Annotated in this window: 20 protein-coding genes; 10 read left to right on the top strand and 10 right to left on the bottom strand. The window is 40.2% G+C overall.

The annotated features are described in order from the left end of the window. From PCIT_RS17720 to dapB, 6 genes are all read right to left on the bottom strand, one after another. The coding region (locus PCIT_RS17720) for an IS5/IS1182 family transposase (protein WP_021032368.1) at positions 1 to 390 on the bottom strand (390 nt) is incomplete at its 3' end. 514 nt (positions 391 to 904) lie between these two features. Continuing rightward, the gene (locus PCIT_RS17715) at positions 905 to 2,569 is read right to left on the bottom strand and encodes a DUF885 domain-containing protein (protein ID WP_010367926.1); all 1,665 of its coding nucleotides are present in this window, start codon (positions 2,567 to 2,569) and stop codon (positions 905 to 907) included. A gap of 518 nt (positions 2,570 to 3,087) precedes the next feature. Beyond that, positions 3,088 to 3,564, bottom strand: coding sequence for a transcription elongation factor GreA (gene greA, locus PCIT_RS17710; protein ID WP_010367923.1), 477 nt, complete (start codon positions 3,562 to 3,564; stop codon positions 3,088 to 3,090). 45 nt (positions 3,565 to 3,609) lie between these two features. Continuing rightward, the gene (carB, locus tag PCIT_RS17705; protein WP_010367922.1) at positions 3,610 to 6,828 is read right to left on the bottom strand and encodes a carbamoyl-phosphate synthase large subunit; all 3,219 of its coding nucleotides are present in this window, start codon (positions 6,826 to 6,828) and stop codon (positions 3,610 to 3,612) included. A gap of 17 nt (positions 6,829 to 6,845) precedes the next feature. Further along, positions 6,846 to 7,982, bottom strand: coding sequence for a glutamine-hydrolyzing carbamoyl-phosphate synthase small subunit (gene carA, locus PCIT_RS17700; protein WP_010367921.1), 1,137 nt, complete (start codon positions 7,980 to 7,982; stop codon positions 6,846 to 6,848). A gap of 208 nt (positions 7,983 to 8,190) precedes the next feature. Next, positions 8,191 to 8,994 carry a 4-hydroxy-tetrahydrodipicolinate reductase gene (gene dapB / locus PCIT_RS17695; RefSeq protein ID WP_010367918.1) on the bottom strand — a complete coding sequence of 268 codons (804 nt, stop codon included), beginning with the start codon at positions 8,992 to 8,994 and terminating at the stop codon, positions 8,191 to 8,193. Positions 8,995 to 9,214: 220 nt separating this feature from the next. Here dapB and PCIT_RS17690 point away from each other — a divergent pair, with 220 nt between their 5' ends. After that, complete coding sequence (locus PCIT_RS17690; protein ID WP_010367916.1) at positions 9,215 to 10,528, top strand: Na+/H+ antiporter NhaC family protein; 1,314 nt, start codon at positions 9,215 to 9,217, stop codon at positions 10,526 to 10,528. Between the two features lie 83 nt (positions 10,529 to 10,611). Next, positions 10,612 to 11,391, top strand: a complete 780-nt coding sequence (locus PCIT_RS17685; RefSeq protein WP_010367915.1) for a hypothetical protein — start codon at positions 10,612 to 10,614, stop codon at positions 11,389 to 11,391. 84 nt (positions 11,392 to 11,475) lie between these two features. Here the strand turns inward: PCIT_RS17685 and PCIT_RS17680 are convergent, their stop codons facing one another. Next, on the bottom strand, positions 11,476 to 14,052 hold the full coding sequence (locus PCIT_RS17680; RefSeq protein ID WP_010367913.1) for a TonB-dependent receptor: 2,577 nt from the start codon (positions 14,050 to 14,052) through the stop codon (positions 11,476 to 11,478). Positions 14,053 to 14,462: 410 nt separating this feature from the next. On the opposite strand from PCIT_RS17680, the gene PCIT_RS17675 reads away from it, so the two are divergent. From PCIT_RS17675 to PCIT_RS17665, 3 genes are all read left to right on the top strand, one after another. Beyond that, complete coding sequence (locus PCIT_RS17675) at positions 14,463 to 16,319, top strand: motility associated factor glycosyltransferase family protein (protein ID WP_010367911.1); 1,857 nt, start codon at positions 14,463 to 14,465, stop codon at positions 16,317 to 16,319. Positions 16,320 to 16,328: 9 nt separating this feature from the next. After that, positions 16,329 to 16,991 carry a hypothetical protein gene (locus tag PCIT_RS17670; RefSeq protein ID WP_010367909.1) on the top strand — a complete coding sequence of 221 codons (663 nt, stop codon included), beginning with the start codon at positions 16,329 to 16,331 and terminating at the stop codon, positions 16,989 to 16,991. 93 nt (positions 16,992 to 17,084) lie between these two features. Then, positions 17,085 to 18,293, top strand: a complete 1,209-nt coding sequence (locus PCIT_RS17665) for an IS256 family transposase (RefSeq protein ID WP_192992771.1) — start codon at positions 17,085 to 17,087, stop codon at positions 18,291 to 18,293. Between the two features lie 86 nt (positions 18,294 to 18,379). On the opposite strand, the gene PCIT_RS17660 is transcribed toward PCIT_RS17665, so the two are convergent. Both PCIT_RS17660 and PCIT_RS17655 read right to left on the bottom strand, forming a co-directional pair. Then, positions 18,380 to 18,994 carry a response regulator gene (locus PCIT_RS17660; protein WP_010368107.1) on the bottom strand — a complete coding sequence of 205 codons (615 nt, stop codon included), beginning with the start codon at positions 18,992 to 18,994 and terminating at the stop codon, positions 18,380 to 18,382. Then, the gene (locus PCIT_RS17655; RefSeq protein ID WP_010368104.1) at positions 18,987 to 20,138 is read right to left on the bottom strand and encodes a sensor histidine kinase; all 1,152 of its coding nucleotides are present in this window, start codon (positions 20,136 to 20,138) and stop codon (positions 18,987 to 18,989) included. Before PCIT_RS17655 ends, PCIT_RS17660 begins: the two co-directional genes overlap by 8 nt. Positions 20,139 to 20,317: 179 nt before the next feature. On the opposite strand from PCIT_RS17655, the gene PCIT_RS17650 reads away from it, so the two are divergent. Beyond that, positions 20,318 to 21,475 (top strand): acyltransferase family protein, encoded by a 1,158-nt coding sequence (locus tag PCIT_RS17650; protein ID WP_010368101.1) that lies wholly within the window; start codon positions 20,318 to 20,320, stop codon positions 21,473 to 21,475. 92 nt (positions 21,476 to 21,567) lie between these two features. Here PCIT_RS17650 and PCIT_RS17645 read toward each other — a convergent pair whose 3' ends face one another. Then, positions 21,568 to 22,755: a GGDEF domain-containing protein gene (locus PCIT_RS17645; protein ID WP_010368099.1), complete on the bottom strand. Its 1,188-nt coding sequence runs from the start codon at positions 22,753 to 22,755 to the stop codon at positions 21,568 to 21,570. Between the two features lie 440 nt (positions 22,756 to 23,195). Between PCIT_RS17645 and PCIT_RS17640 the strand changes: the two genes are divergently transcribed. From PCIT_RS17640 to PCIT_RS17625, 4 genes are all read left to right on the top strand, one after another. After that, on the top strand, positions 23,196 to 23,903 hold the full coding sequence (locus PCIT_RS17640; protein ID WP_010368098.1) for a metal-dependent hydrolase: 708 nt from the start codon (positions 23,196 to 23,198) through the stop codon (positions 23,901 to 23,903). A 76-nt stretch (positions 23,904 to 23,979) separates the two neighbouring features. Then, complete coding sequence (locus PCIT_RS17635) at positions 23,980 to 24,129, top strand: hypothetical protein (RefSeq protein WP_157592761.1); 150 nt, start codon at positions 23,980 to 23,982, stop codon at positions 24,127 to 24,129. A gap of 533 nt (positions 24,130 to 24,662) precedes the next feature. Next, positions 24,663 to 25,007, top strand: a complete 345-nt coding sequence (locus PCIT_RS17630; protein WP_010368096.1) for a hypothetical protein — start codon at positions 24,663 to 24,665, stop codon at positions 25,005 to 25,007. A gap of 74 nt (positions 25,008 to 25,081) precedes the next feature. After that, a protein-coding gene (locus tag PCIT_RS17625; RefSeq protein ID WP_192992827.1) for an IS630 family transposase occupies positions 25,082 to 26,114 on the top strand; the annotation gives its coding sequence in 2 pieces (ribosomal slippage) (positions 25,082 to 25,546 and positions 25,548 to 26,114; 1,032 coding nt in all). Positions 26,115 to 26,615 lie beyond the last annotated feature (501 nt).

Below are 26,615 nucleotides of genomic sequence, written 5' to 3'. Positions count from 1 at the left end.
CCATTCACCATTTCCGTACACTTTAAGGCCTGTGCTATCGACTACGATATCTATAAAGCCTTTGCTTGCGCTCTTTCTATATTGCACATCAAGTGTTTTACTGCGTTTGCATAAACAGCTATAACCCGGTGATTGCAATGAGGCATCCATCATAGTGAGCAAGGAATTTACAAACCCTTCTAAAGCCCTGAGTGGCAAATGGAATACAGCTCTTAAGGTTAAACACGTTTCAATTGCTAAATCAGAATAGTAATTTGAACGACCACGGCCACCGTGTTTTTCGGTATTTTGCCACTTAGAGATGGCACTCTCACTTAGCCAAATATTGATGTTACCGCGTTGAACTAAAGCACGATTGTACTGTGACCAATTCCTAATTTTCTTCTTCATTTCAAGGCATGGGTTAAGGCATTTTATGATCTGATCACACCAAACCAAAGAAGTTCAATTATTTAGGAAACAAGGCCATATTTGGGCATACTTAAGGCATTTTATGATCTGATCACACCAAACCAAAGAAGTTCAATTATTTAGGAAACAAGGCCATTAATGGTCATAAAACACGACAGTTCAGTATTCACGACCTTAATACAGCACACTCTCTATTTGCAGTACACAACACCTTTCTAAAAGGCAGTGCATAAATTCAAACGTTTATGACAACAAAGAAAAACACACAGTGGTTCGCTACAGATCAATATATGAAGACCAGACGATCTTATGTGCACAAAATACAGAAGAAAACTCAAATAGATTCAAAGAATCTGAAGGAAGAATTAAATATTTACACCATGGTAACAACCAGGAAAATAAAATAACAAAAAGCACCTTTTAAATTCGTATTTCATGAAACAAAAAACCAGCGAATTAACGCTGGCTTTCTAAAAATATTGAGTAAATTATTTTAGTGACTTTTATCTGCGATGTATTGGTCGATAACTTTCTCTAAAATTGTCAATGGCACCGCACCATTTTTCAACACGGCATCATGAAATTCAGCCAATTCAAACTTATCACCTAAGGCAGTTTTAGCCTTGTCTCTTAACGCTAGAATTTTTATCATACCGACTTTATATGAACAGGCTTGCGCTGGATTCACAATATAGCGTTCAATTTCAGCCACTACATCCGAATATGCCTTTCCCGTATTTTCAAGCATATAAGTAATTGCTTGCTCTCGAGTCCATTGTTTAGCATGGATCCCTGTATCTACCACTAATCGAACTGCTCTAAAAATTTCGGCTTGTAACCGGCCCAAATTATCAAGCGGCTCATCTTGAAAACCGAGCTCCCACGCCAATTGCTCCGTATATAAAGCCCAGCCTTCTGAGTATGAAGAAAAAGGCGACATACGCCTAATCATTGGCATTCCTTCCAACTCTTGTGCTATTGACAGCTGAAAGTGATGACCTGGGATCCCCTCATGATATGCTAATGTACGCATACCATATTTAGGCGTTGCTTTGATATCGTACAAATTGACTGAAAAGCGCCCCGGACGGCTGCCATCCATAGATGCTTGTTGATAATAAGCATTAGGCGATGTCTGTTCTTTAAACTCAGGGATCCTAACAACTTCGATAGGAACATCTGTTCTAACATTGAATACTTTGGATAACCCTGCGTCTATTTCATCAACAATACCTTTATAATCAGCCAATATTTGAGCTCGCCCTTCATCGCTATCTTCATAGTAATGTTGAGGATCTGCTTTGAGCGCCTCCATAGCCTTAGAAAAGCCAGCTGAAGTATCGTACCCCTGCGATTGTAAAATACTCAACATTTCCGCTTTTATTCTTATAACTTCATTGAGCCCCAAACGGTGTATTTCATCAGGTTCCATATCTGTGGTCGTATAAATCTCTAATGCTCTTTTATACGCTTTATCACCATCGGGTAAACTCCAAAAGCCAACGGTGTCAGTGGCCTTGGTATTTAAAGCAACAAAATAATTAATAAGTAATGTGTAGGCAGGGTAAACACTATTGGTGATTTTATTTTGAGCATCATCAAGAAGCTGTGCTTTGCGTTCAGCTGAAAGCTCTTCTAACGCCACCAACTTTCGCTCTAGTGAAGTATACAAAATATTTTCATTGGCAGGTGTTTCAATAAAGCGTCGCATTTCATCTAATACGCGCTTTATTACAAATTTAGGGGGGATAATGCCCTTGTTTTCACGAAATTCTAACCCTTCTAAAAGCTGATTAAATTTCAGCTCTACCGCCTCTAAACGTGCTAGGTAATAAAGCGCACCTTGCTCATCTTTTACTTGATGCCGGGTTTCCATAAACGTTGGAAAGTTATTTTGGACGCCAAACAACTGATTTACCGGATAATCATGATAGTGTAGCTCTGGATCCGCTATCATTTGAGATAGCCAGTATTTTGCAACTTCTTTGGTTAACTGTTCTTGTTCATTTAAGTCACTATTATCATAACTGTTAAGTACCTTAACAACCTGACCAATATATTGATTTTTTTCTTTATCATGTGCCAAAGACAAATCATCTAACTGTCCATTATGTGCAGTGATCCCCACTGAGTCTAAAATACCTAATGAGGTGAGCATTTCAGGTGTCTCTAACGAAAACTTTATAAGAGTCCGGTCTAAAAAGACAATGGTTTCTCTGCATGCCATTCGTGTAAAGCAAAACTACCCAATAAAACCACTGTGCTCAAAAAAATAATGCTGAACCATTTAAAGAATATCTTCACTATATTTCCTTTTTATTAAATTTTTATAGTGGAAAATATCATAACTTTCAAAGTCACTCCTTCATTTAAGTGTAACCAAATAATATTGATGAAGCGCCCACTTAATAACATAGTATCTATATTATAGTTAAGTCCAGCAAGCAACATAATCACAAGATGCCAACCTTTATTAACAGAAAATAGACGATTAACTGAGCAAAATAATTATATAAAGCTCATTTTTAGTGCTTTGAAAAACCACTATCAAGATACATATAGATAAGTTGGACTACTCATGATGGAGAAAGTCACTAAAAGGAATGGGCCATACCCGAGTATCGCATACAAAAAAACCGAGCTTAGCTCGGTTTTTTTAATGAATAAATTTAATACTTAAAGATATTCAACTTCGATGATTTCAAACTCAACAGCACCATTAGGTGTTTGAATATTTGCTGTGTCATCTAACTCTTTACCAATTAAACCACGCGCAATAGGTGAATTAACTGAAATTAGATTACTTTTTATATCTGCTTCATCATCACCAACAATGCGATATTTTACTTCTTCATCAGTATCTACATTCACAATTGTGACGGTAGTACCAAATATCACCTTGCCATTATTTGCCACTTTAGTGACATCAATAATCTGTGATGTTGAAAGCTTCGCTTCAATCTCTTGAATGCGGCCTTCACAAAAGCCTTGCTGCTCACGCGCTGCATGATATTCAGCATTTTCTTTTAAGTCACCGTGCTCACGCGCATCAGCGATATCGGCAACTATTTTAGGGCGAACAACCGATTTTAAATGGTTTAGTTCTTCACGAAGTAATTGCTCACCTCGTACTGTCATCGGAATTGATTGCATAAGTATCTCACTTATCGCCAAGGTCACTAGACCTTGGCTTTGTCCTTAGTTCAATCGTTGGTGTAATTCTTGTACAGAATTTACTACATTTCTGTCATCTGCTGCATGCGCAGTACAGTTAGCAAACGCTGCATTAAGCGTTGTGGTGTAGTTTGTTTTATGTCGTAACGCACCACGACGTAACACCTTCGAGTCTTCTATTGCTTGGCGACCTTCAGTGGTATTTACGATATAGCTGTATTCACCATTTTTGATACGGTCAAGAATGTGTGGGCGGCCTTCAAATACCTTGTTCACACGGCGTACTTCAATGCCAGCTTCTTCAAGGGCTTTTGCTGTGCCGTTTGTTGCATCTAACTCAAAACCAATGTCTCTCATGGTTTTTGCTAATTCAACAATACGTGACTTGTCGCTGTTACGCACAGATAGTAGCGCGCGGCCACCGCGTGGTAAAGCATTACCCGCTCCTAATTGTGCTTTTGCAAACGCATCGGCGAAATTATCACCAACCCCCATCACTTCACCGGTTGAACGCATCTCTGGACCACGTAATGGATCTACACCTTGGAACTTAGCAAAAGGAAGTACCACTTCTTTTACACTGTAATAAGGAGGAATGATCTCTTCAGTAACGCCTTGGCTTGCTAAGGTTTGACCCGCCATACAGCGTGCTGCCACTTTTGCCAGAGCCACGCCTGTTGCTTTTGAAACAAACGGTACTGTACGAGCAGCACGAGGGTTTACTTCAATTAAATACACTTTGCCATCTTTAACAGCAAACTGCGTATTCATTAAGCCTACAACTCCAAGCTCCAATGCCATACCTGTTACTTGCTTGCGCATAACGTCTTGTATGTCTTGCGATAAAGAATGTGCTGGCAATGAACATGCGGAGTCACCAGAGTGAACACCGGCCTGCTCAATGTGTTCCATGATGCCGCCAATAATTACTTGCTCACCATCACACATTGCATCTACATCTACTTCAATCGCGTCATCTAAGAAACGGTCAAGTAGTACGGGTGCTTCATTTGACGCTTGTACAGCTTCAGTCATATAACGACGTAAGTCATCTTCGTCATATACGATTTCCATTGCACGGCCACCTAGTACATATGATGGACGAACAACTAATGGGAAGCCTATTTCTTGAGACTTAGCAATCGCTTCTTCAGTCGATGTTACTGTGGCATTTTCAGGCTGTAAAAGATCTAGACGTTCAACCAACTGTTGGAAGCGCTCACGGTCTTCAGCACGGTCAATCGCATCAGGCGAAGTACCAATAATTGGAACGCCATTTGCTTCAAGTTCACGCGCTAATTTCAGTGGTGTTTGGCCACCGTACTGAACGATAACGCCAACAGGCTTTTCAACACGAACAATTTCAAGGACATCTTCAAGCGTAATTGGTTCGAAGAACAAGCGATCAGACGTATCATAGTCCGTTGAAACCGTTTCAGGGTTACAGTTAACCATAATTGTTTCATAACCATCTTCGCGTAACGCTAATGCTGCGTGTACACAACAGTAGTCAAACTCGATACCTTGACCGATACGGTTTGGACCACCACCGATAACCATGATTTTATCTTTATCAGACGGGTTTGCTTCACACTCTTCATCATAAGTAGAGTACATGTACGCAGTGTCTGAACTAAATTCTGCCGCACACGTATCTACGCGCTTGTAAACTGGCAAAATTTCTAATTGGTGGCGTTTTTTACGAATTTCTTTTTCTGATACACCCGCAATTTCCGCAATACGTGCATCAGCAAACCCTTTACGCTTAAGGCGGCGTAAGAATTCTTTCGTTAAACCCGCTAAACCAGCATCAGCAATGGTTGCTTCATCTTTGATGATATCTTCGATTTGTACTAAGTACCAGCGGTCAACTTTAGTCAATTCAAATACATCTTCAACACTCATCCCATGGCGCATTGCATCCGCAATGTACCAAATACGCTCCGCACCAGGCTCACGTAGTTCACGAATGATTTTTTCTTTCGCTTTCGGGTCGTCAAGTGCCACAATTGGATTAAATCCGTTTGCGCCAACTTCAAGTCCACGTAATGCTTTGTGTAATGACTCTTGTTGGTTACGTCCAATCGCCATAACTTCACCCACAGACTTCATCTGTGTCGTTAAACGGTCATTTGCACCGGCAAACTTTTCAAAGTTAAAACGTGGGATCTTAGTGACAACATAGTCAATTGACGGTTCAAAAGAAGCCGGTGTCGCACCACCTGTGATGTCATTTTGAAGTTCATCAAGGGTATAGCCAATCGCAAGCTTCGCTGCAATTTTTGCAATTGGGAAACCTGTAGCCTTAGAAGCAAGCGCTGAAGAACGAGATACACGCGGGTTCATCTCAATGATAACCATACGGCCATCATCAGGGTTAACACCAAACTGTACGTTTGAACCACCAGTTTCAACACCAATTTCACGTAGTACCGCCATTGAGGCATTACGCATCAATTGGTATTCTTTGTCAGTCAATGTTTGTGCTGGCGCAACCGTGATTGAATCACCAGTGTGAACACCCATTGGATCGAAATTTTCAATAGCACAAACAATGATACAGTTGTCGTTTTTGTCACGAACAACTTCCATTTCGTACTCTTTCCAACCAATTAAGCTTTCATCGATTAATAGTTCGCTGGTTGGTGAAAGGTCAAGGCCACGAGTACAAATTTCATCGAACTCTTCTTGGTTATATGCAACACCACCACCGGTTCCACCCATGGTGAATGAAGGGCGAATAATACATGGGAAACCAATACGTGTTAGTACATCATGTGCTTCATCAAGTGTATGAGCGATTTCTGCACGAGGACATTCTAAGCCGATGTTTTTCATCGCAACGTCAAAGCGTTCACGGTTTTCAGCTTTGTCGATGGCATCTGCCGTTGCGCCAATCAGCTCTACGCCGTGCTTAGCCAGCACGCCATATTTATCTAAGTCCAGCGCACAGTTTAATGCTGTTTGACCACCCATAGTTGGTAGTACAGCATCTGGCTTTTCTTTTTCAATAATCTTTTCAACAACTTCCCAGTGAATTGGCTCGATATAGGTCGCATCAGCCATTTCTGGGTCAGTCATAATAGTCGCTGGGTTTGAGTTAACGAGAATAACTCGATAGCCTTCTTCTCTTAGTGCTTTACACGCTTGAGCACCTGAGTAGTCAAATTCACAGGCTTGGCCGATAACAATCGGGCCTGCGCCTAAGATAAGAATGCTTTTTAAATCAGTACGTTTTGGCATTATTACTCCGGTCTCAATTAAGCTTTACGAGCTAGCATTAGTTCAATGAAATGGTCAAACAAAGGCGCTGCATCATGCGGGCCTGGGCTTGCTTCTGGGTGACCTTGGAAGCTAAATGCAGGCTTATCAGTACGGTGAATACCTTGCAAAGTCCCATCAAATAATGATTTATGCGTTGCACGTAGCGTATCAGGTAGACTTGCTTCATCAGCTGCAAAACCATGGTTTTGCGCTGTGATCATCACCACGTTGCGGTCTAGGTCTTTCACTGGGTGGTTACCACCATGATGACCAAACTTCATTTTAACTGTTTGTGCGCCAGAGGCTAATGCCAATAATTGATGACCTAAACAAATACCAAAAATTGGTGTCTCTGTTTCTAGGAAAGTTTTAATCGCGTCAATGGCATAAGTACATGGCTCGGGATCGCCAGGTCCGTTTGAAAGGAAGATACCATCTGGGTTTAATGCCAACACGTCTGCAGCGGAGGTTTCTGCAGGTACTACTGTTAGCTTACAACCACGGTCCACTAGCATACGTAAAATGTTTTTCTTCACGCCAAAGTCATATGCAACTACATGGAATTTTTCTTCTTCTGCCGCAAGCGTTCGATAACCTTCGCCCAAAGTCCAACTAGAATCAGCCCAAGTGTACTGCTCTTTCGTACAGACCACTTTTGCTAAATCCATGCCTTTTAAGCCAGGAAATGCTTTCGCTGCTTCTAATGCTTGCTGCTCATCGAGTGAGTCACCCGCAATAATACACCCATTTTGCGCGCCTTTATCACGTAAAATACGCGTCAATTTACGTGTATCAATATCCGCTATCCCTAAGATATTACGTTCTTTTAGGTAATCACTTAACGATTGTTCGTTACGGAAATTACTAGCAAGTAAAGGCAAATCACGGATCACTAGGCCTTTCGCCCAGATTTGGTCCGCTTCTTCGTCTTCACTATTAGTTCCGGTATTACCGATATGTGGGTAAGTCAGCGTTACAATTTGTTCCGCGTACGACGGGTCTGTCAAAATTTCTTGATAACCAGTCATAGACGTATTGAATACTACTTCACCGACTGACAAGCCGTCAGCGCCGATCGCAGTACCGCGAAACACTGTGCCGTCTTCAAGGACTAACAGAGCGGATTTAGTCAAGATAACCTCCTAAATGGTAAAAAACGGGAGCTAGCCATTACGCTTTCATCCCGTTCACAAAGCGCTTGGTAACACGCAGTAATAATTTTTGGCAAATTCGTTGTAGTTTACAGCACTTTCTTAAAGTCGTCTAATAAAAAAAGTAAAAACATTAAAAACAACACTTAAAACCAAAAAAAACCATCAAAGGGTTATAATTATATCTTTTCTACTTCAATCCAAGCACATCTTGCATGTCATAAAGTCCATTTGGCTGTTCCTTCAACCACTTTGCAGCCCTTACTGCACCGGAGGCAAAGGTCAGACGAGAAGCTGCTTTATGAGTTAATTCAAGCCTTTCACCCATTGTAGCGAAGTAAGCCGTATGTTCTCCTACTATGTCTCCAGCTCTTAAGACAGAATAACCAATCTCATTTTGCGATTTTGCTTCTTCAACTTGAGTGCGGTCAAAGCGCGCAACTTCATCATGATCCCATCCTTTTGCTTGCGCAATTGCTTCCCCAATGGCCAATGCTGTACCAGACGGCGCATCTATTTTATTACGGTGGTGAGCTTCAAAAATCTCTATATCCATTTCATCGGCTAACTTAGTTGCGGCCGTTTGCACCAAGTTTAGAAGCAGGTTAACACCCACACTGTAATTACGAGAGAAGACTATCGGAATATGCTGCGACGCGGCTTTGAGTTCATTCATATCCTCAGCAGTCAGGCCCGTCGTGCCAATCACCATAGGTAGCTTATTTTCCACTGCAACTTTTAAATGACGCTTCATACCGGCAGGTAATGTGAAGTCAATCAAGACTGTTTCGGTGTGTTCAGACACACGCTCTTCACTGATAAAAATCAGGTTTTCATCGGCACAAGGTTGCTTTGCACGAACAGGCGTATCTCGTAATTCAGAACTACTTCTTACAAAAGCGGCGTTTAGCTGAGTATCAACAGCTAGGTTACAGGCCTCTACTAATGCTAATCCCATTCGCCCATTAGCACCAAAAATTCCTATTTTATCCATAACTTACCTCTATTTGTCTGATAATCAATAATCAATGGCTGTAGAGTTTATCGGATCTCTGTGCCATAGTCAGTGAAAACAATAATAACAGATCACCATAGACTTTAGACGTCTACATGTTTAAACTTCCACCCTCGCCGATTTAACTTATTGCGGGCGTAGCAGTTTAAATGCAGCTAATAACGGATAATGGCTGTGGTATTTTTTTTTGGGGAGCATTATGCAGCCAGATTTGAACAAAACCCAAGCGAAGCTCTCGCTTTTACCTTTACTTTCTTTTGTCAGCCTATTTTTAGGTGTTGGACTTTATTTACAGTCGCAAGGGGTTGACTATGCTTTTTACCAGCTCCCTGCACCCGTAGCGATTTTACCCGCCATTGTGATTGCGTTTTTAGTAAATAAAGCGTCAATTAATCAAAGTGTTGAAACATTTATAAAAGGTGCTGGTCATAGCAACATCATTACCATGTGCTTAATATACCTATTAGCAGGTGCCTTTTCTGCCGTTGCCAGTGCAACCGGTGGTGTTGATGCTGTGGTAAATGCTGGTTTGTCGCTTATACCACCCGCTTTTTTATTACCTGGTTTGTTTTTAATTTCAGCCGTTGTTTCTACCGCCATGGGCACCTCGATGGGTACCATTGGCGCAATTGGCCCAATTGCCTTAGCGGTCTCGCTCAAGACAGGTATCGACCCCGCTCTTATGGCCGGTACTATCGTGTCAGGTGCGATGTTTGGCGATAATTTATCGATTATTTCTGACACAACTATTGCTGCAACACGCACACAAGGGTGCGAGATGAAAGATAAGTTCCGAGAGAACCTCAAGATAGCGTTACCTGCAGCCATTTTAACCGTATGTTTGCTCGTATTTTTAACACCAGAACCTCAGGTGGTTGAAGCAAAAGAATTTGATTGGCTGCTGGTATTACCTTATGCCTTTATTTTGTTCTTAGCGGTTGCAGGTATGAATGTGTTTGTGGTGCTATTTAGTGGTATTATCTTTGCCGCGGCAATGGGCTTTACTGGGGATTATGAAGTCGCAAGCTTCGCTAAAGATGTGTATGAAGGCTTTAGCAGTATGCAAGAGATTTTCTTGCTCTCTATGTTTATTGGTGGTTTATCTGAGTTTATTCGTATTAATGGTGGCTTGGATTACTTGGCACATAAAATACAATGGCTTACTTCAATTATTGCTAAATGGCACAGACAAGTAGCCGATCAGTTAGGGATTGCAGCCTTAGTGCTCACCAGTAACTTATGCATCGCCAATAATACCGTCAGTATTATCGTAGCCGGCCCGGTTGCCAAAAAGCTAGCCGATGATGGTGAGATACCAGCAAAACGCTCTGCCAGTTTACTCGATATTTTTGCCTGTGTGATGCAAGGTTCCTTACCTTATGGTGCACAAGCATTATTGTTAGGCGCGACGTTTAAAATCAGCCCTTGGGATGTTTCAACCTCTTCTTATTATTGTTTTATTTTAGCATTTACAGCCGTTGCTGTTATTTGTATACGCAGAAATAAAGCATAATATTATTGTTAAAAGGCACCCTCTTCGGTGCCTTTGCTATACTCTTCATTGTTGCTCACGTACCTACGGAAAGTGCCTACACAATGAATATACCGCTAATATTACTACTCATCCTATGCACCAGCTCAGCATCCGCATTTGCCGCTAACTGGAGTAAAACTCAACTTCATGTCAACCGTGGAGAGTTTACAAACCCCTTTACTTTGGATGAAGCGAAAACCAGTGTGTTTTCGCTTCAACATGCATCTGGCTATGACTACGGGGATAATTTTTTCTTTGTTGACTATATCGATGACGACATAGAAGATAACTATCAAGACCGTGATTTTTATATGGAGTGGTACTCAACTGTAAGCTTAAGCGCAGTCAGTGACTACTCCTTTAAAAAAGGGTTTCTTAAAGATGTTGGTTTAGTCATGGGGGTCAATATTGCAGGTGACCCAAAAGTGGTAAAATACTTACCTGGCGTCAAACTAAGCTGGGACATTCCAGGCTTCAATTATGTTTCGACCACCATCACGGGCTATTTTGACGACAGTGCGGGCGTTGCTAAACAGGGAGTGCCATCACAAAGTAACGCATGGATGTTTGACCTTTCTTGGGGCTACCCTTTCACCTTAGGCAATCAAAAGTTTCTATTTACCGGCCATGCTGAATATATAGGTTCTCGGCAAAATGAATTTGGCGCTTATGTGAATGATTGGCTGCTTGCCCAACCGATTTTACAATGGGATCTTGGCCATGCCCTAGGTAATAAAAGCGACACGCTAATGCTAGGTATCGAGTGGCAAATATGGCGTAATAAACTGGGAGGCACGGTGAATGAATCTGCGCCACAACTGCACGTTGCGTGGACATTCTAAGTAAGCCATCTAAAAAAGGCACGCATTGGCGTGCCTTTGGTCGGTCTTATTGAGTGAAATTAGGGCTAACTGTTAGGTGTAAAACTAAAAAGTAACATTAACACCTGCGAAGAAATAACGACCTAGTGTGTCGTATGTATACGGGTCCGTATTTGAGTCATTATTGCCGGTATAATAAGGGGGTTGTTCATCAAATAAGTTATTAATGCCAGCCGATACCTTTACACTTTCATTTATAAAATAACTCCCAGACAAGTCGTGATACATAACCGAGGGCGTGCTTGGCGCATAACACGAGGTAGGCTCACTTAGACACGCATAACTGTCCATACCCGAAATATAGCGTATTTTATAATTGGCACTCCAATCATCCGACTTAACAGCCAAAGTTAGGTTTGACTTAATATCGGCATAGCCGCCAGTGCCTGAAGTGATAAGCCCTGTATAATCGATGGTTTCACCCGCATTGGTAACTATCCGTTCGTGTAAAAACGATGTATCTAACCCAGCTGACCAGTTATAGCCCATTGCATCAAACTTATAAAGCAAGTTTAAATCAACCCCACGAGTCGTTTCTTCACCAATATTTTGCAGTTGATTGTTAAACGTCGCCTTGCCATTAGACACTTGTACATTGGCGGATTGACATACTGCTGAATCTTGGTTTTTTAGCTGTCCATTATTGTCAATGCAGCTATCAACGATAAACTGATTGTCAACACTGCCAATGGCATTGCTAATCGCGATGTCATAATAATCAAGCGTCATTGATAAACCTTGTAGCCATTGTGGTTCATAAACAAGCCCTGCGGTAAGCGTGTCAGCTTCTTCAGGTGTTAACTGATCATTACCACCTACAGTGACCTCTGCTTGACTATCAAGTAACGCGTGATTAATTTGCTCAAACGAGGGGGAGTTACCGCCATAAAGCTCATCAACCGTTGGTGCTCTGAACGCGGTAGAGCTTACTCCCCGAAACATAAATTCATCATTCACTTTCCATGTAAACCCTAACTTCCAAGTAGAGTCACTGCCAAAACTAGAGTAATCAAATGCCCTAACAGCCGCATTTAAATCAACTTGTTGCGCGAATGGTAAGTCTGCCAGTACTGGTACTGCCAACTCTAAAAATGCTTCATTCACATCATAAGAGCCGCTGGTTGGCTCAACTTTAGGATCATTAGCAAGCCCTTGTGAAGTCAGTGAATCAGGCGTGTACCATGCTTTTTCAGTACGACTCTCAATACCTGTCGCAAACCCCAAATAACCTGCTGGTAACTCTAACAGCTCTCCAGACAGTGAAGCACTTAAATTAACCATTTGACTACCACCGGTATTTTGCTCGGTATAAATGTAGTCAGACATATTTTCAGCAGACCAAGATGCTTGTTGTAATGGGTTAAACGCCCCATTTTCAATGTCTTCCGTTAAACTGCCAACATTGTGTAAATTAGACAGCTTATCGACTGAGTCATTTCTGCCAAAATTTAATGCCACATCCCAATTGTAATCATTCTCCAACACCCCCTCTAAACCGACTACAGTGCGAAGAGTATCAACTACTTGAGAAAAGTCCCGCGTACCTGTATCGCTCATACGGCGACGATAATGTACAGTATCACCATACTCTGCACCATACTCTAGTAAGTCATCTCCCATTTCTTCCGTGTAAGTAAAATCGAACCACACAGGCTGAGGTGCCATTTGTTGCTCTGACCAACGTTTTGTATACATGGCCTCGGTGAATAAGGTGGTGTCATCAGACAGTTCATAGTTAACAACCCCAGTTAAATTCAAGCTTTGCATTGGGGTATACAGGTAACTATCTTCAGAGTAATTGTACGGATCTGACTCAGGGTTGTATTCGCTATAAGACCCATCAGGACTACCTTGTAACTCTTTGCCATTTTCTAAATAAAGATGACCGTTGGGCGTAATTGAAGAACCACCACATAGTAACTCGGTACCATCGGCACTTTCAGTGATCGGGCATTTCGAAAAATCTCGATCTGCCTGACTCGCCTCCCCTCTATCCATATATTGCAGGCCAAATACCATATTGCCTTTGTCGAAACTGTTACCAAATGTCAGAGCAATACTATTTCTTTGCGCATCACCTTCACCGCTTAATCCTGTTTGTACATTGAGTTCAGCACCCTCAAAGTCATCTTTTAGGATAATATTCACCACACCAGCAACCGCATCCGTGCCGTACACGGCTGATGCGCCATCTTTAAGCACTTCAACATATTTAATCATCGACACTGGAATGGTATTTAAATCAACGGTTGATGCAGCCCCCGTACCTGAATTTATCATACGACGACCATTCACCAACACTAACGTTCTTTGCGCCCCCATACCACGCAAATTAATACTCGCGTTACCACCAGAGCCATTATTTACCCCTGGGTTAGTCATCGCTCCGCCAGCAGCCGTCATATCTTGTAATATATCGTCAACGGTAACTGCGCCAGAGGCTTTAATATCTTCAGCACCAATAATAGTCACAGGGCTGGCTGTTTCCATATCTGAGCGTTTAATTTTAGACCCAGTCACTTCAATTTTTTCAATAGGTTTAACGGTCTCTTGTGCTTGTACATTATTTGAAAACATAGGAACAGACGCAGCGATAGACAACGCAATAACTGATTTTTTCATACTCACCTTCTACACTTAGATATGGCAAAACTGCCGCCATACATGTTTATTAAATTTGTGTAGCTGCAAATTAGAGCGCTGAAGATGAACGAAAAATGACTGAGCGTTTAGTTTCCCACCTCCATAAAAACAGACTGATAACAAAACGTTAGCAAAGTGTATGAGCGTACAAATTAACACATTTATATTCATTAAAAACAATAGGTTAATAACTTTGCTATAAGGAGAAAAAGGAAGTAAAAGTGGGTTTCAAGCTGTAAAGTAATGTAATTGAGTAATTTTTACATCGCACAGTTCTAACTACCCGCGTAAAATTTCCATGTTTAGCTTCAAGTAACGAATATTAATTTGACTATATGCACCCTTTATGAAAAAGTTGCGAATTATGGATAAAGTGGCTTAACTCGGTAATGGAACTGATATTAAAAAACCGTGAATTTTTGTATGCACAAGATAACCTTAAGTTATCAGCATCGTGGAGTGATCAGTACTCTCTACAATATATCGACGCATCAATCAAAGAGTTTTACGGTGAGGAACCCAAAGGCTGCTGTGCACAGCAAGTTAATCTATTCCTACAACACCCACTTCACTTAAGTTTACAGTGGGGAGTAATGCATAATACTCCCACAAACAGCAAACCTTCGCATCAAATCTTCATTGATAACACCAGCAAGTATGCTGAAGAATTAGGTTATAAGCCAAACTCGAAGCCAAATAGAGGAACTCTAGTCGTACTAGGCTTAAGCGCCGGGTTTCATATTGACCTATTACTTAATGCGATCCATTACAGCGACGTAATTATCATTGAACCGAACAAGTTACACTTGGCAATGGCTTGTTCAAAGTGCGATTTAAACGAACTAAGAAAAATTTGCCAATCACGCGGTGGTTCGCTCACTATATCTCTTGTCAATAGCTATGAGCATTTCCTAAACTTCATGACCAATACACTAAATTCACAAGGGCACCATTTACTTGCTGATATTAGTGTGTATAGGCATCGTTCAGAAGGTGTCATCGATGAAATATACAATAACTTTCGACACTGGAGAAACCGGTTTGCCTCAATGTGGGGGTTCGTTGAAGATGAGCTCATAGGCTTAAAGCAAACTCTAGAAAATGCACAAAAAGTAACATTCCAGAACTATCAAAATTTACTGGTCAACAATAACAAAGCTTCCGTTATTATTGTTGGGAATGGCCCATCATTAGATAATGATATAGATTACCTAAATGATATACAAAATAACGTTGTGATAGTCTCCTGTGGAACCGCATTAAGTACACTATTGAGAAAAGGCATTGCACCAGATATCCATGTAGAAATGGAGCGCACATCAGCAAGCTACTATTTAAAAGAAAGCGACTTACAAAGCCGTTACCTTAAAGAAACTATTTTTCTTGGTCTGAATACCATCTATCCAAAGTTCATAGATATATTTAACTACACCGTACTATTCCCAAAAGGAAATGACGTTGGCGGTGAAGTTTTATGCGATAATGTGCACCAGCTAAAACCACTTTACCACTGTAACCCAACAGTATCTAATATGGCAGTCGCAGCACTTGCTCATATGGGGGTCAAAAAATTTACGCTGTTAGGCTGCGACTTTGGATACATAAACCCTGAGCACCATCACAGTAAGTCTTCCATTTACTACGAAAAAAGTAATGTACTATCCTCTTTAACATTTAAACCTGAACTTCAAGTAACTGGAAATTTTAGGAAGTCTATCTTTACTACACGTATTTTTAATGAATCGCGTCAAGCTCTTGAGGAACAAATAAAATCATCACCTTCAATACAATTAATCAATTGCAGTGATGGGGCCTTAATATCAGGGAGTGAACCAATGAAGTTCAAAAATATTGTGCTCAGTAACTCACCAAAAAAACTGATGTTAAGCCATATTAAAACCGTAATCAAGGCACCTCCTTTAGGTAAAATAGACTCAAACAAAGCGCTTTCATCAGGAAAGGTTGCGCTAGAAAGGTTACGGCATGACATACAGGATGTGCAATGTAATATCGAATTACTGAAACTATTAAAGGCTGTCAACAAAGAGCTTAAAGCATCTCAAGACCACAAAACCTACACTTTGCTTAGTGGCTCTATCAAGTACATAGCGCTTGCCATAGCAAGCCATATCAACCATATTCCCCCATCTAAATGGGCTCAATATAAAAAGTTTACTCAAATAAAGCTTGAAGAGCTCATTTTAGAATTATTAGAAAAACTTAGTAACCAACCTAAATTATATTAAGGAAGATCAATGAAATTTAATACATTGTGTGTACTGCCTGCGGCTATCATAGCCAGTAGCGCAATTGCTCATACTGCAGAAACAACTTCTATTGAAAGTGATAATACTATCAATATGCAACAAGATAGCAGTCTAAATGAAGGCTTTTCTGATATCGAAGTGTTTGGTGCAAATGACTCAGCAGGGGCCGGAGACTCAACAGGCTCAAGGCCAGATGACTTTACACCGTTCCCAACGACAGAGCCAAGCGACTTAACTGGCGGTGGTAATATCCACTATGGCGTTCTTTACGTAGATAAGGCCGTATCTGAAGGGTCTAATGATTACGAACCTTATCGACGTATTTGTGTGAAATCAAACAAACGTATGATTATTGGGGCTCATTCACCTTATGATCAAGCGACGCACGGAGAGCGGTATTTGGTTAAAGGGACTTATAAAGCATCATATCCAAAAGCTGGTGATTTCACTAAAATATCTCTAAAACTGAAAAAAGATAAAACTTCAGTTGCCGAATTCATATACTTGCAGAAGCTAGGTACTGCTAAATATGAATTCATTGGAGAGTCGAGGTTAGGGAAGGCAATCAATGGTCACGTGAAAGCATACTATAAAAACGTAATGCAGTATGATTATGAATTATGCGAAGTTACGCTAGGTGCCTATTATTAATAGTAAACATGCATAAATTGGATATGCTTGAGCCTGTAATTTAAATTGTGTATCTGCTTATAATTAAGCCAGTAATGGCTGAGGATAAGCAATATGGATAAGAAAGCTCTAGAAGCCTTCGCTCGCGAAGCAGCTAAGTCGATTAAGACTCCTTCTGATCTTGATGACTTTAGGAAAATGTTAACCAAGGTGACGGTTGAGACAGCCTTAAATGCTGAACTTAATGAGCACCTCGGTTACGAAAAAAACTCACCAACTAACGATAGTAACAGTCGAAATGGCTACTCATCTAAACGCCTAATTACAGACGATGGTGAGATCCAGTTAGAAGTCCCTCGTGACCGTGACGCGTCCTTTGAACCCAAGCTTGTTCGTAAACATCAAACCCGATTTCAATCGATGGACGACAAGATCTTAAGCCTATATGCCAAAGGAATGACCACCCGTGAAATCGTCGCAACATTCAAAGAAATGTACGATGCGGATATCTCCGCCAGTCTAATATCTAAAGTTACAGATGCTGTTTTAGAACAAGTGGTTGAGTGGCAATCTCGCCCGCTTGATACGGTCTATCCCATCGTTTATCTCGATTGCATCGTCGTGAAAGTACGCCAGAATAAACAGGTTATCAACAAAGCCATTTATCTCGCACTTGGCGTAAATATGGAAGGTCAGAAAGAACTTCTTGGGATGTGGATGTCCGAAACCGAAGGAGCGAAGTTCTGGCTTAGCGTGCTCACCGAACTTCAAAATCGAGGCGTGAATGATATCCTCATCGCGTGTGTAGATGGCCTGAAGGGCTTTCCTGATGCCATCAACGCTGTTTATCCAAAAACTCAAATTCAGCTCTGTATCGTACACATGGTGCGAAACTCAATGAAATACGTCCCATGGAAAGACTACAAGGCAATTACCGCTGACTTAAAAGAAATCTATCAAGCAACAACGGAAGATGAAGCCCTGTTGGCGTTAGAGCACTTTGGTGATAAATGGGATGAAAAGTACCCTCAAATCAGCCGCTCCTGGACGGCTCATTGGGATAATCTCAATACTCTATTTAGCTACCCTCAAGATATTCGTAAAGCTATCTACACGACAAATGCTATTGAATCTCTGAACAGTGTGATCAGAAAAGCGACCAAGAAACGTAAACTGTTCCCGACAGATGAATCCGCTAGCAAGGTGGTGTACTTAGCGATAATGGATGCTTCCAAGAGGTGGACAATGCCTATTCATAACTGGAAGCAAGCTCTAAACCGTTTTATGATTATGTTTGAAGACCGACTAACTGAATACTTGTAACTAAGAGCAGTTACACAGAATTATTTACAGGGTCCTTAACAGGCCACTCTGTTCAAGCTTCCATTAGCTAAACTCTATAATACACGCTAGATTAAATGTTCGTTAATAGCTTTTATAACTGCTTGAGTCCGGTCTTTAACATTCAATTTAGCGATGATTTGCGATACATGATTACGGATCGTGCCCTCTGAATTATTTAATGTCTCCGCAATGGCTTTATTCGACAGCCCTAAAGATAAACACTTTAATACTTCATATTCTTTGTCAGTCAGCTGCTCTGCCTTATCATAGTTTTGTGACAAAAGATATTGAGTCAAGGTAGGTTGTAAAACTTGCTGGCCGATATGGACTTTTTTAATAGCCTCTACTAAGCATTCTAATTCGGCATTTTTCAAAATATAGCCGCGGGCGCCTAAATTCATTGCTCGGACAAGTACATCACAATCTTCAAAAGTCGTGATTATTAGTACAGGTGTTTTATTCTTATACTTCTTCATCGCTTGCAGGACATCAATACCTGTCTTTTCAGGCATTCTCATATCAAGTAGTACAATATCAAATTGATACTGCTCTAATAATTCAATACACGCAGCCCCATTTTCAGCACAATGTGTGACAACGAGTTCACCGTCCAACTCAAGTAAATTTTTTAACCCAAGGCGAACTAAAGTTTGGTCCTCTGCCAATAAACACTCAATCATGGTTTATCTCACCCACTAAGTTATGCTCAACTTGCAAAGGAAAAGTGATTTTATTGATAAGTTGACTCGCTTTTATACTTTGCGTAAATTCACCATTAACTAGAGTCATTCTCTCTTCTAACCCCTTAAGACCATTACCTCTTTTTGGAATTGCTTGTTCACTTTGATTGTGTACTGCGGTAGCAACTACTAAGTAGCTCTTGTTTTCTTGCTGAGCACATACATTAATATCAAATGCGATTTCTGTTGCTTGAGTATGTTTTAGCGTATTACTGATCATTTCTTGGCAAAATCGAATAAGGCATAAACTGCTTTTTTGATCTAAAAAGGTCAATTGATCTGCTAAACTTAACTGGCATTTTAACTGCGGCGTAGCACAGAACACATGTTCTAAACTGGTTCTCAATAATGAAGTCTCTTGCCTTTGGTTTGAAACAATATCTCGTACTTGATCTAGCAACTCTTGGCTTAACTCATGACATAGAGTAAGTGTTTCTGCGGATTCTGACGTTGCTTTACGCTTGGCGAAGTCTAAGTTAATACTGAGCGCCGTTAATTTATGCCCCAAAGTATCATGTAATTCTCTAGATAAATTAAGCCTCTCTTGTTCAGCGCTCATCGCACGCATAACGCTCTGAGTTGCCTTTAACTCTTTAAAGTTTTGTCTTGACTGGTAATGTACATTTAAACTTTCTACGATCCGCCTACTCACAAACCAATTCATTAAACAGAAGAAACCCCACACGACGAGCGTGATCCAAGGGATATTTCCTTCCCAACGTTCAAAATTCAAAGCACAATAAATACTTAGAATTGCGCCAACAAATACAATCATTCGAACCGGATGAAAATGTGAACAAAAGATAGCCGTAAACATTATTAAATGAATAAATACTAGTGTGGTAGAGGTTAAAGTCATTAATAATACAATAAGAGAGAAGTACACGACTGAGACTGTATTAACGTGTTCATTCGGCCGCTTTATGGCATACCAAAGCAATGCCAGTATCATTAAGTTCAACGGAACTTGTAAGAGAAGATCACTGCTGGAGTTGGCGTAATACAGTGAAGCAATTGATACGCCAAGCCATGATGCTAGCGTTGAAAACGTCCAGTCTGTTGTGTGTCGTATCGCCTGTTCCATGATTATACTCCCCTTATTCTATTGTTATCGAAAGCTGGACCATTATGACAAAGAAAATATCGTTAAAACAGTGATATATGTCATAGTTCAAGACATGACCTATGGCACTGCTACCCGCCTAATAAAACGGTTAACTTAGTTGTGTATCTGCACCAACATAACTAAAAATAGGGAAAATCATGGAAAGTCATGAACGTTTACACTATATGGATAACATCCGTGCTATTGCATTACTACTGGGGATTGTTTATCACGCTGCTTTAGCATACAGCCCGTTTATGGCCAACATATGGTTTACAGCTGATACTCAAAACAGTGCTATTTTTGATGCTGTTGTTCACTGGCTTCACTTATTTCGTATGCCTGTATTCTTTATCGTCGCTGGTTTCTTTGCAGGTTATTTAATTGATAAAAAAAGCGTTAAGGGGTTTTTATTACATCGCTTTAAAAGGCTCGCGTTGCCCTTTATGATATTTTTCCCCATATTAGCCGGCTTATTTTTACACGCCATAAAATGGGGGTCACAATTCCCAGAGTCTCTACCTCCTATTTTTGAGTTATTTGAGCAAGCTCGAAATACACCACCAAGCACAATGCACTTGTGGTTTATATGGAACTTATTAGGTTTTAGTCTCTTATTTTCTGTTGCTATGGTTTTTCAACAAAGCTTATTACGGGTGCTCAAAATACTGTCAAATCAATGGGCTTTATTGTGCCTGTTACCGTGTCTGATTTTACCGGCCTTATATTCTCAATTTATACCTTTTCCAGCCCCTGATAAATTCAATATAGAGTTTTGGTCATATGGATTTTACGGTGTATTTTTTTTAGTCGGATGTGGCTTTTATTTCAATAAAACAGCGGTCAAAAATTTAACACCACACACACCTTACCTTCTCATTGTCGCTCTCCTAAGTTATACCTGCTATGCGTTTCTTTTTCCACAGCCGCCCACAATAGAGCAACTTCTGAACCTAACTCAAACACAGCATAAACCAACTTTTGACCAGCATCACATACTCTTGGTAATAGTTCAGAGTATCTCGATAGTTTACTGGTCATTATTAGCGATCGTTTTAGCACACAAGTTTCTGCAACGTAAAAATACCCTGACACGTTATGTGTCAGATGCCTCATACTGGGTCTATTTAGTTCATGTGCCTATCTTAATTTATATACAAATGCCTTTGTTGGCATTTGATATTCCAATTTTCTTAAAGTTTTTAATCTCTGTAGTGATTACGTTGGCAATGAGCTTTGTCAGTTATCATATGCTGATACGCTATAGTTTCATGGGTAAGCTACTTAATGGTAAAAAGCATCATAGGGGAAAGTAAATTCGAGTTTAGATTGCTTACAAAGTACAGTAGTTATCGTATAAAAATGCTTGATATGAAGAGCCCCTTCAAATATTTCGAATACAAGTTAACTACTGACAAACATTATTCCTGCCTCGTTTCTTAGCGCGATAAAGTGCAAGATCTGCGCATTTAAGTACCTGCTCAAACTGCTGTTTAGGCGACTTTTCCGCCACGCCAATTGACACTGTTACATGAACAGTCTTCATACTTTGTGAGCGAGCTGCCTTCCTTGCCTGCTTACCGCTGCGTGAAGTATCTCTGATCACCATATCATACTTGGCAATTTCTTCTCGTAAGGTATCTAAATAATCGTAAGCATGATCAACCCCTTTACGCGCGAAGACCACAGTGAACTCTTCTCCCCCATAGCGAAACACTCGGCCACCGCCCTTTATTTTCGCAAGCTTTGAAGCCACCAATTTTAACACCTGATCGCCAATATCATGACCATACGTATCGTTAAACTTTTTAAAGTGGTCAATATCAATCATGGCGACGGTATAACGACGCCCTAGCGATAAAGCAAGCTGATGCAGCGCTCTACGTGTTGGTAAATTCGTTAGCTCATCACGGTACGCTAAAAAGTATGAATCAATGCAAACCACTAACAAGTAAAGGGAAGCCAATATGACAATGACAACGTCAAACGCAAGCTCGTATAACTCAAACGCAGTGGCGCTCCATAGCAAAGAACTAATCAATAAAATGGTTTTTGTTAAATCAGAACTTTTTAAGCTCAATAACAACAAAATGAGGTTACAAAATCCCAGCGGTAGCAATACTGGCATAAGCGCTTCTGTTTGATCAGATATAACATTAACAAACAACTGCGCAAGCAGGTGATCATGATATAACAACCAATACCAAGACAATACACCGCATAAAGCAAAATAAAAAAGGTGAGTAATAAGGTGAAATGAGAGTAAAGCTCGATCTTTTATCAAGCTCAACACAACAAAGATCAAAGAAAGAGTAATGACCAGCCATGAGTGATGGTCATCAACCCACACCTGCCAAAACCCGTCGTACCTTTCATTGAGCACCAAAACCAGCCAGAGTCCACACAATAGGCTAATTCGAGTACGATTAAATTGTGCTGAAAACAACAAAACACAGACTAATACAGGTAAAACTGCTTTGTGAATTGAATCTGATACCTCACTGGTGAACATATGAAAATGTGTTGCTAGAACAAATAAACTAACTACACCTGCAATACTTACCAATATTGGCTTCAACCCTACAAAGCTAAACAATAGTTCCCCTAAATACACACAGCTTAATCAAACACGATATTGTAAAGCCCCACACGATCGATTACTAGCATTGCAAGAATTGGGCTTTGTTTTACCCCTTTGTTCACTGCGACCGAACTCAAACTGAAATACAGTAAATGTGCTAACAAAGTGACTTACGCAGCACTAACATGAGTAATTGAGTCCATTTTCTGACCAGCTTCATAACCTAAAAAGGGAAGTCATGCATTAAAACTCTCCTGATACATAAATATCTGAGGTTAGGGCAATACATTGGAGGAAGCAGTACTAAATCTACCAACAAATTTAACTTAGTCCGCTATTAACTCATCATATCGCATGCGAACATTATCAAACGAATACCTAACTTCAAAAGAACAAACGCTATTAACCTTTATTATGTTAATATTCAAGCGTCTAAAAATAAGAAGTAAATTTATATGGCTAATTTCTCTACACATCTTAAAGCTTCCGTTGTCACCAGCGCAGCCTTATCCACTATAATTTTAGCCGTTAACCTCGTTCCTATACTGCAAGTGTGTGGCCTTTTTATCATTGGGTCGTTAGCAGGTTTAGTGCCCGATCTGGACTCGGACCGTTCTAAATCTTTAAATACGCTTTTTTCAATATTTACCCTTGCGGTCAGTGCCATTGTTGTACTCTCTTTTGACTTTGATTCACTCACAGAGATTTGGGCAATTCTATTGTTAATATATGGATTTATACACTTTCTCATAAAGCCCATTTTTGAACATTTCACGGTCCATAGGGGCTCATTTCATTCAATTTCCGCAGTTGTATTGGTGGTATTAACGACGTTAAACTTAACAATATGGCTGGACTTTTCAATTACTTTAGCCGTCTTATCTGCAATATATGTATTAGTCGGGTGTCTTACACACCTTATCCTCGACGAATGTTACAGCGTCGATATTAATAACAGAGAAATAAAAGCATCGTTTGGCAGCGCCCTAAAGCTATTCGACACACGATATATTATCGCCACATTATTTCAGTTTACCTTTATAGGTTTAAACATCTATTGGATGTCCAATGGTTATGATGAAATATCAAACACATTATTGCATATAAAAAACACATTGATACAAATGCAATTTTTACCTAACTTAACAAAATATCAATTCTAAGTTGTACAAATAAGCTCTATCGTAAGTAGTAATCAACAGAGATATTACTTTTCAAAACACCAATAACAATATCGTAATGGATGCGGAAATAATCTATGACGAAGTACCCAAAAAAGCGCTTCCAATGACCTCTGGTGAAAAAGTAGACCTACCTAGTAACGCGAATGATGATAATTCTACTGATAGTGGAAGTAAAAATCAGCCCGCTGCCCCTGTAGTAGAGTAGCCGGAGCCAACAGATGCGAATCAAACGAGTAGCAGCAGAAGTTTTGGCCTCGGTTTATTCATTTTATGCTTGTTTTGGTACTGCAGAAAAGCATCGAGTGTATGTAGACGTACAGTAAAAGCTTAAACATCCTAGAATAATTCTACTCGCTCAAAGGTAGAAATCGTTGTCATAGAGCCAAAATGAACGAGTAAAAGTTGCGTAATTCCAAAATTGATATAGCTTCTCACCATCACAGTGCTCATAGCTAATGAGCGAGCTCACCCAATTAATAGGGCGTATACAAAAATGATACAGCTCGAAAAACAATATATATTTATTTTTTTAAAAAGAGTTTTGCGCTCTTTTTACCCCATATTAAATAAAGCAAAGTATTGATTAAAAACATAAAGTGAGTCAAAAAACCGTCGTAAATTAATACTCAGAAAAATCGGAACCAGAAGCAGAAACGTTATAACATACCGGTTTCATTGACTTTTCTCATATTTGTATAAATATAAAGTGACACTTTATAAGCAAATAAGGAAAACCTAATGAAAAAAGCTTTATTACTTTCAACGTTATTTTTAGCTGGCGCAGTGATCGCCGCAGAGCATAAGGAACATGATGACCACACGCATGAACACAATGCAAAATGTGGCCATGCTTCAGAGTGGCACAAAGATCATTTTGATTATAACCACGATAACCATGATCATCACATGCATGCAGGCAATACTCATGAAGCATTAGTTAGTGTGCATAATAAGCACAAACATGCGCATAGTTTAGAGTGTGATCATAAGCAGCGTGTAGAAAATGGCCGTGTTGAATATAATCACGATGGACATTGGCATCACCAACATGGGAAGCACTTCCACGAGTCTCACGGGGAATAGAAAAATCGACTTATACCAATCTGCTTAAGTATGTGATCTAATATATGTACACGGATTAAAGCATGCTCACTTATATGGATTTAGATACATCTAGAAAGCTTTTAGCACTATCTCGAAGAGAATCAAATGCCAGAAAGCGTATTCGATTACTCGCAGTATCCTTATTTTTAGAAGGTGAAAACCGAACCAATATTGCCAAACGTTTAAATACTGCGAGAAGCAGTGTTAATAAGTGGGTATCAAACTACTTAAGTAAAGGCTTAGAAGGACTTGATAGTAAGCCGATAAAAGGACGCCCTGCTAAATTAACACCAAGCCAACTCGAACTCCTTTCAGCTCATATAATTCAGTCAGCCAATTCTTCAGATGGAGGGCGGCTTACAGGCGAAGACATTGGGAACTATATATTTATCCAATTTTCAGTTCGCTACCACTCAGACCATATATACAAACTCCTCAAGAAGCTTGGATTTAGCTGGATAACGAGCCGTTCAAGACACCCCAAACAATCACGAGAATGCCAGGAAACTTTTAAAAAACTTCCTACTGGAAACGATCCTTCACACCCTAGGACACCTACCTCTTGAGCGAATTGATGTTTGGTTTCAAGATGAAGCTCGTTTCGGTCAACAAAACCAAACAACACGTTTATGGGCTGCGACAGGTTCAAGACTTCGTGCAGTAAAGCAGCAACAATTTGAGTATGGTTATCTATTTGGTGCTGCCTGCCCTGAAAATGGCAAGACAGAAGCATTAATAACACCTTGCGTAAATAAAGAAGCGATGACACTACATATGGAACAAATATCGAAAGCTACCGAACTCGGAAGGCATGCAGTTGTTATTATGGATGGTGCTGGTTGGCATACATTTGATACCGTTCAGCCTTTTAATAATGTCACGCTAATCAAATTACCACCATATTCACCTGAATTAAATCCAATAGAACAAGTTTGGAGTTGGCTCCGTCAGCACTGTTTATCCAATCGTACATTTAAGGGTTATGAAGATATTGTTGAGCAAGTTTCAAAAGCATGGAATAAATTCATTTCAGTTCCTGAGAGAGTTAGAAAGATGTGCTCAAGAGATTGGATTAAATTGACTTAATCTTTATGCAGATTGGTATTACTTCTGAACTGCTTTCATATATGTAGGTAACCCTTGAGATAGAAACTCCGTGGCCCTGAACTGGTTTCAGGGTCTTTGGTCTTTATCATGTTAATTAGGTAAGCAATACTGAAAGCCTACTAATAACAAAGATGGCAAGCATGACAACTCTGGATCCTGACCTGCGTCAGGAAGGCTGGGACGTGAGCTTGTCTCTCTCTTGGTCTGTGCGACAATCAAGTGAGTTTGTCTCCCTGAACTCGTTTCAGGGTCTTTGGTCTTTATCATCCCAATTATATAAGCAATACTGAAAAAGCCACGGTGCCTAATAATAACAAAGATGATAAGCATGACAGCTCTGGTTCCTGACCTTCGTCAAGAAGACAATGGTGTGAATGTGAGGGAAATCAAAACACCGCCTCTAAATACAAAACTCCGTCTCCCTGAACTGGTTTCAGGGTCCATAGGGTTTTCACTGCACTTTCCTAAACCCCAAATGCA

Origin of the sequence: Pseudoalteromonas citrea (genome assembly GCF_000238375.3) — a bacterium.
Taxonomy (GTDB): Bacteria; Pseudomonadota; Gammaproteobacteria; order Enterobacterales; family Alteromonadaceae; genus Pseudoalteromonas; species Pseudoalteromonas citrea.
The sequence above is the reverse complement of the archived record's forward strand: the minus strand, read 5'-3'. Positions and strand labels throughout refer to the sequence as shown.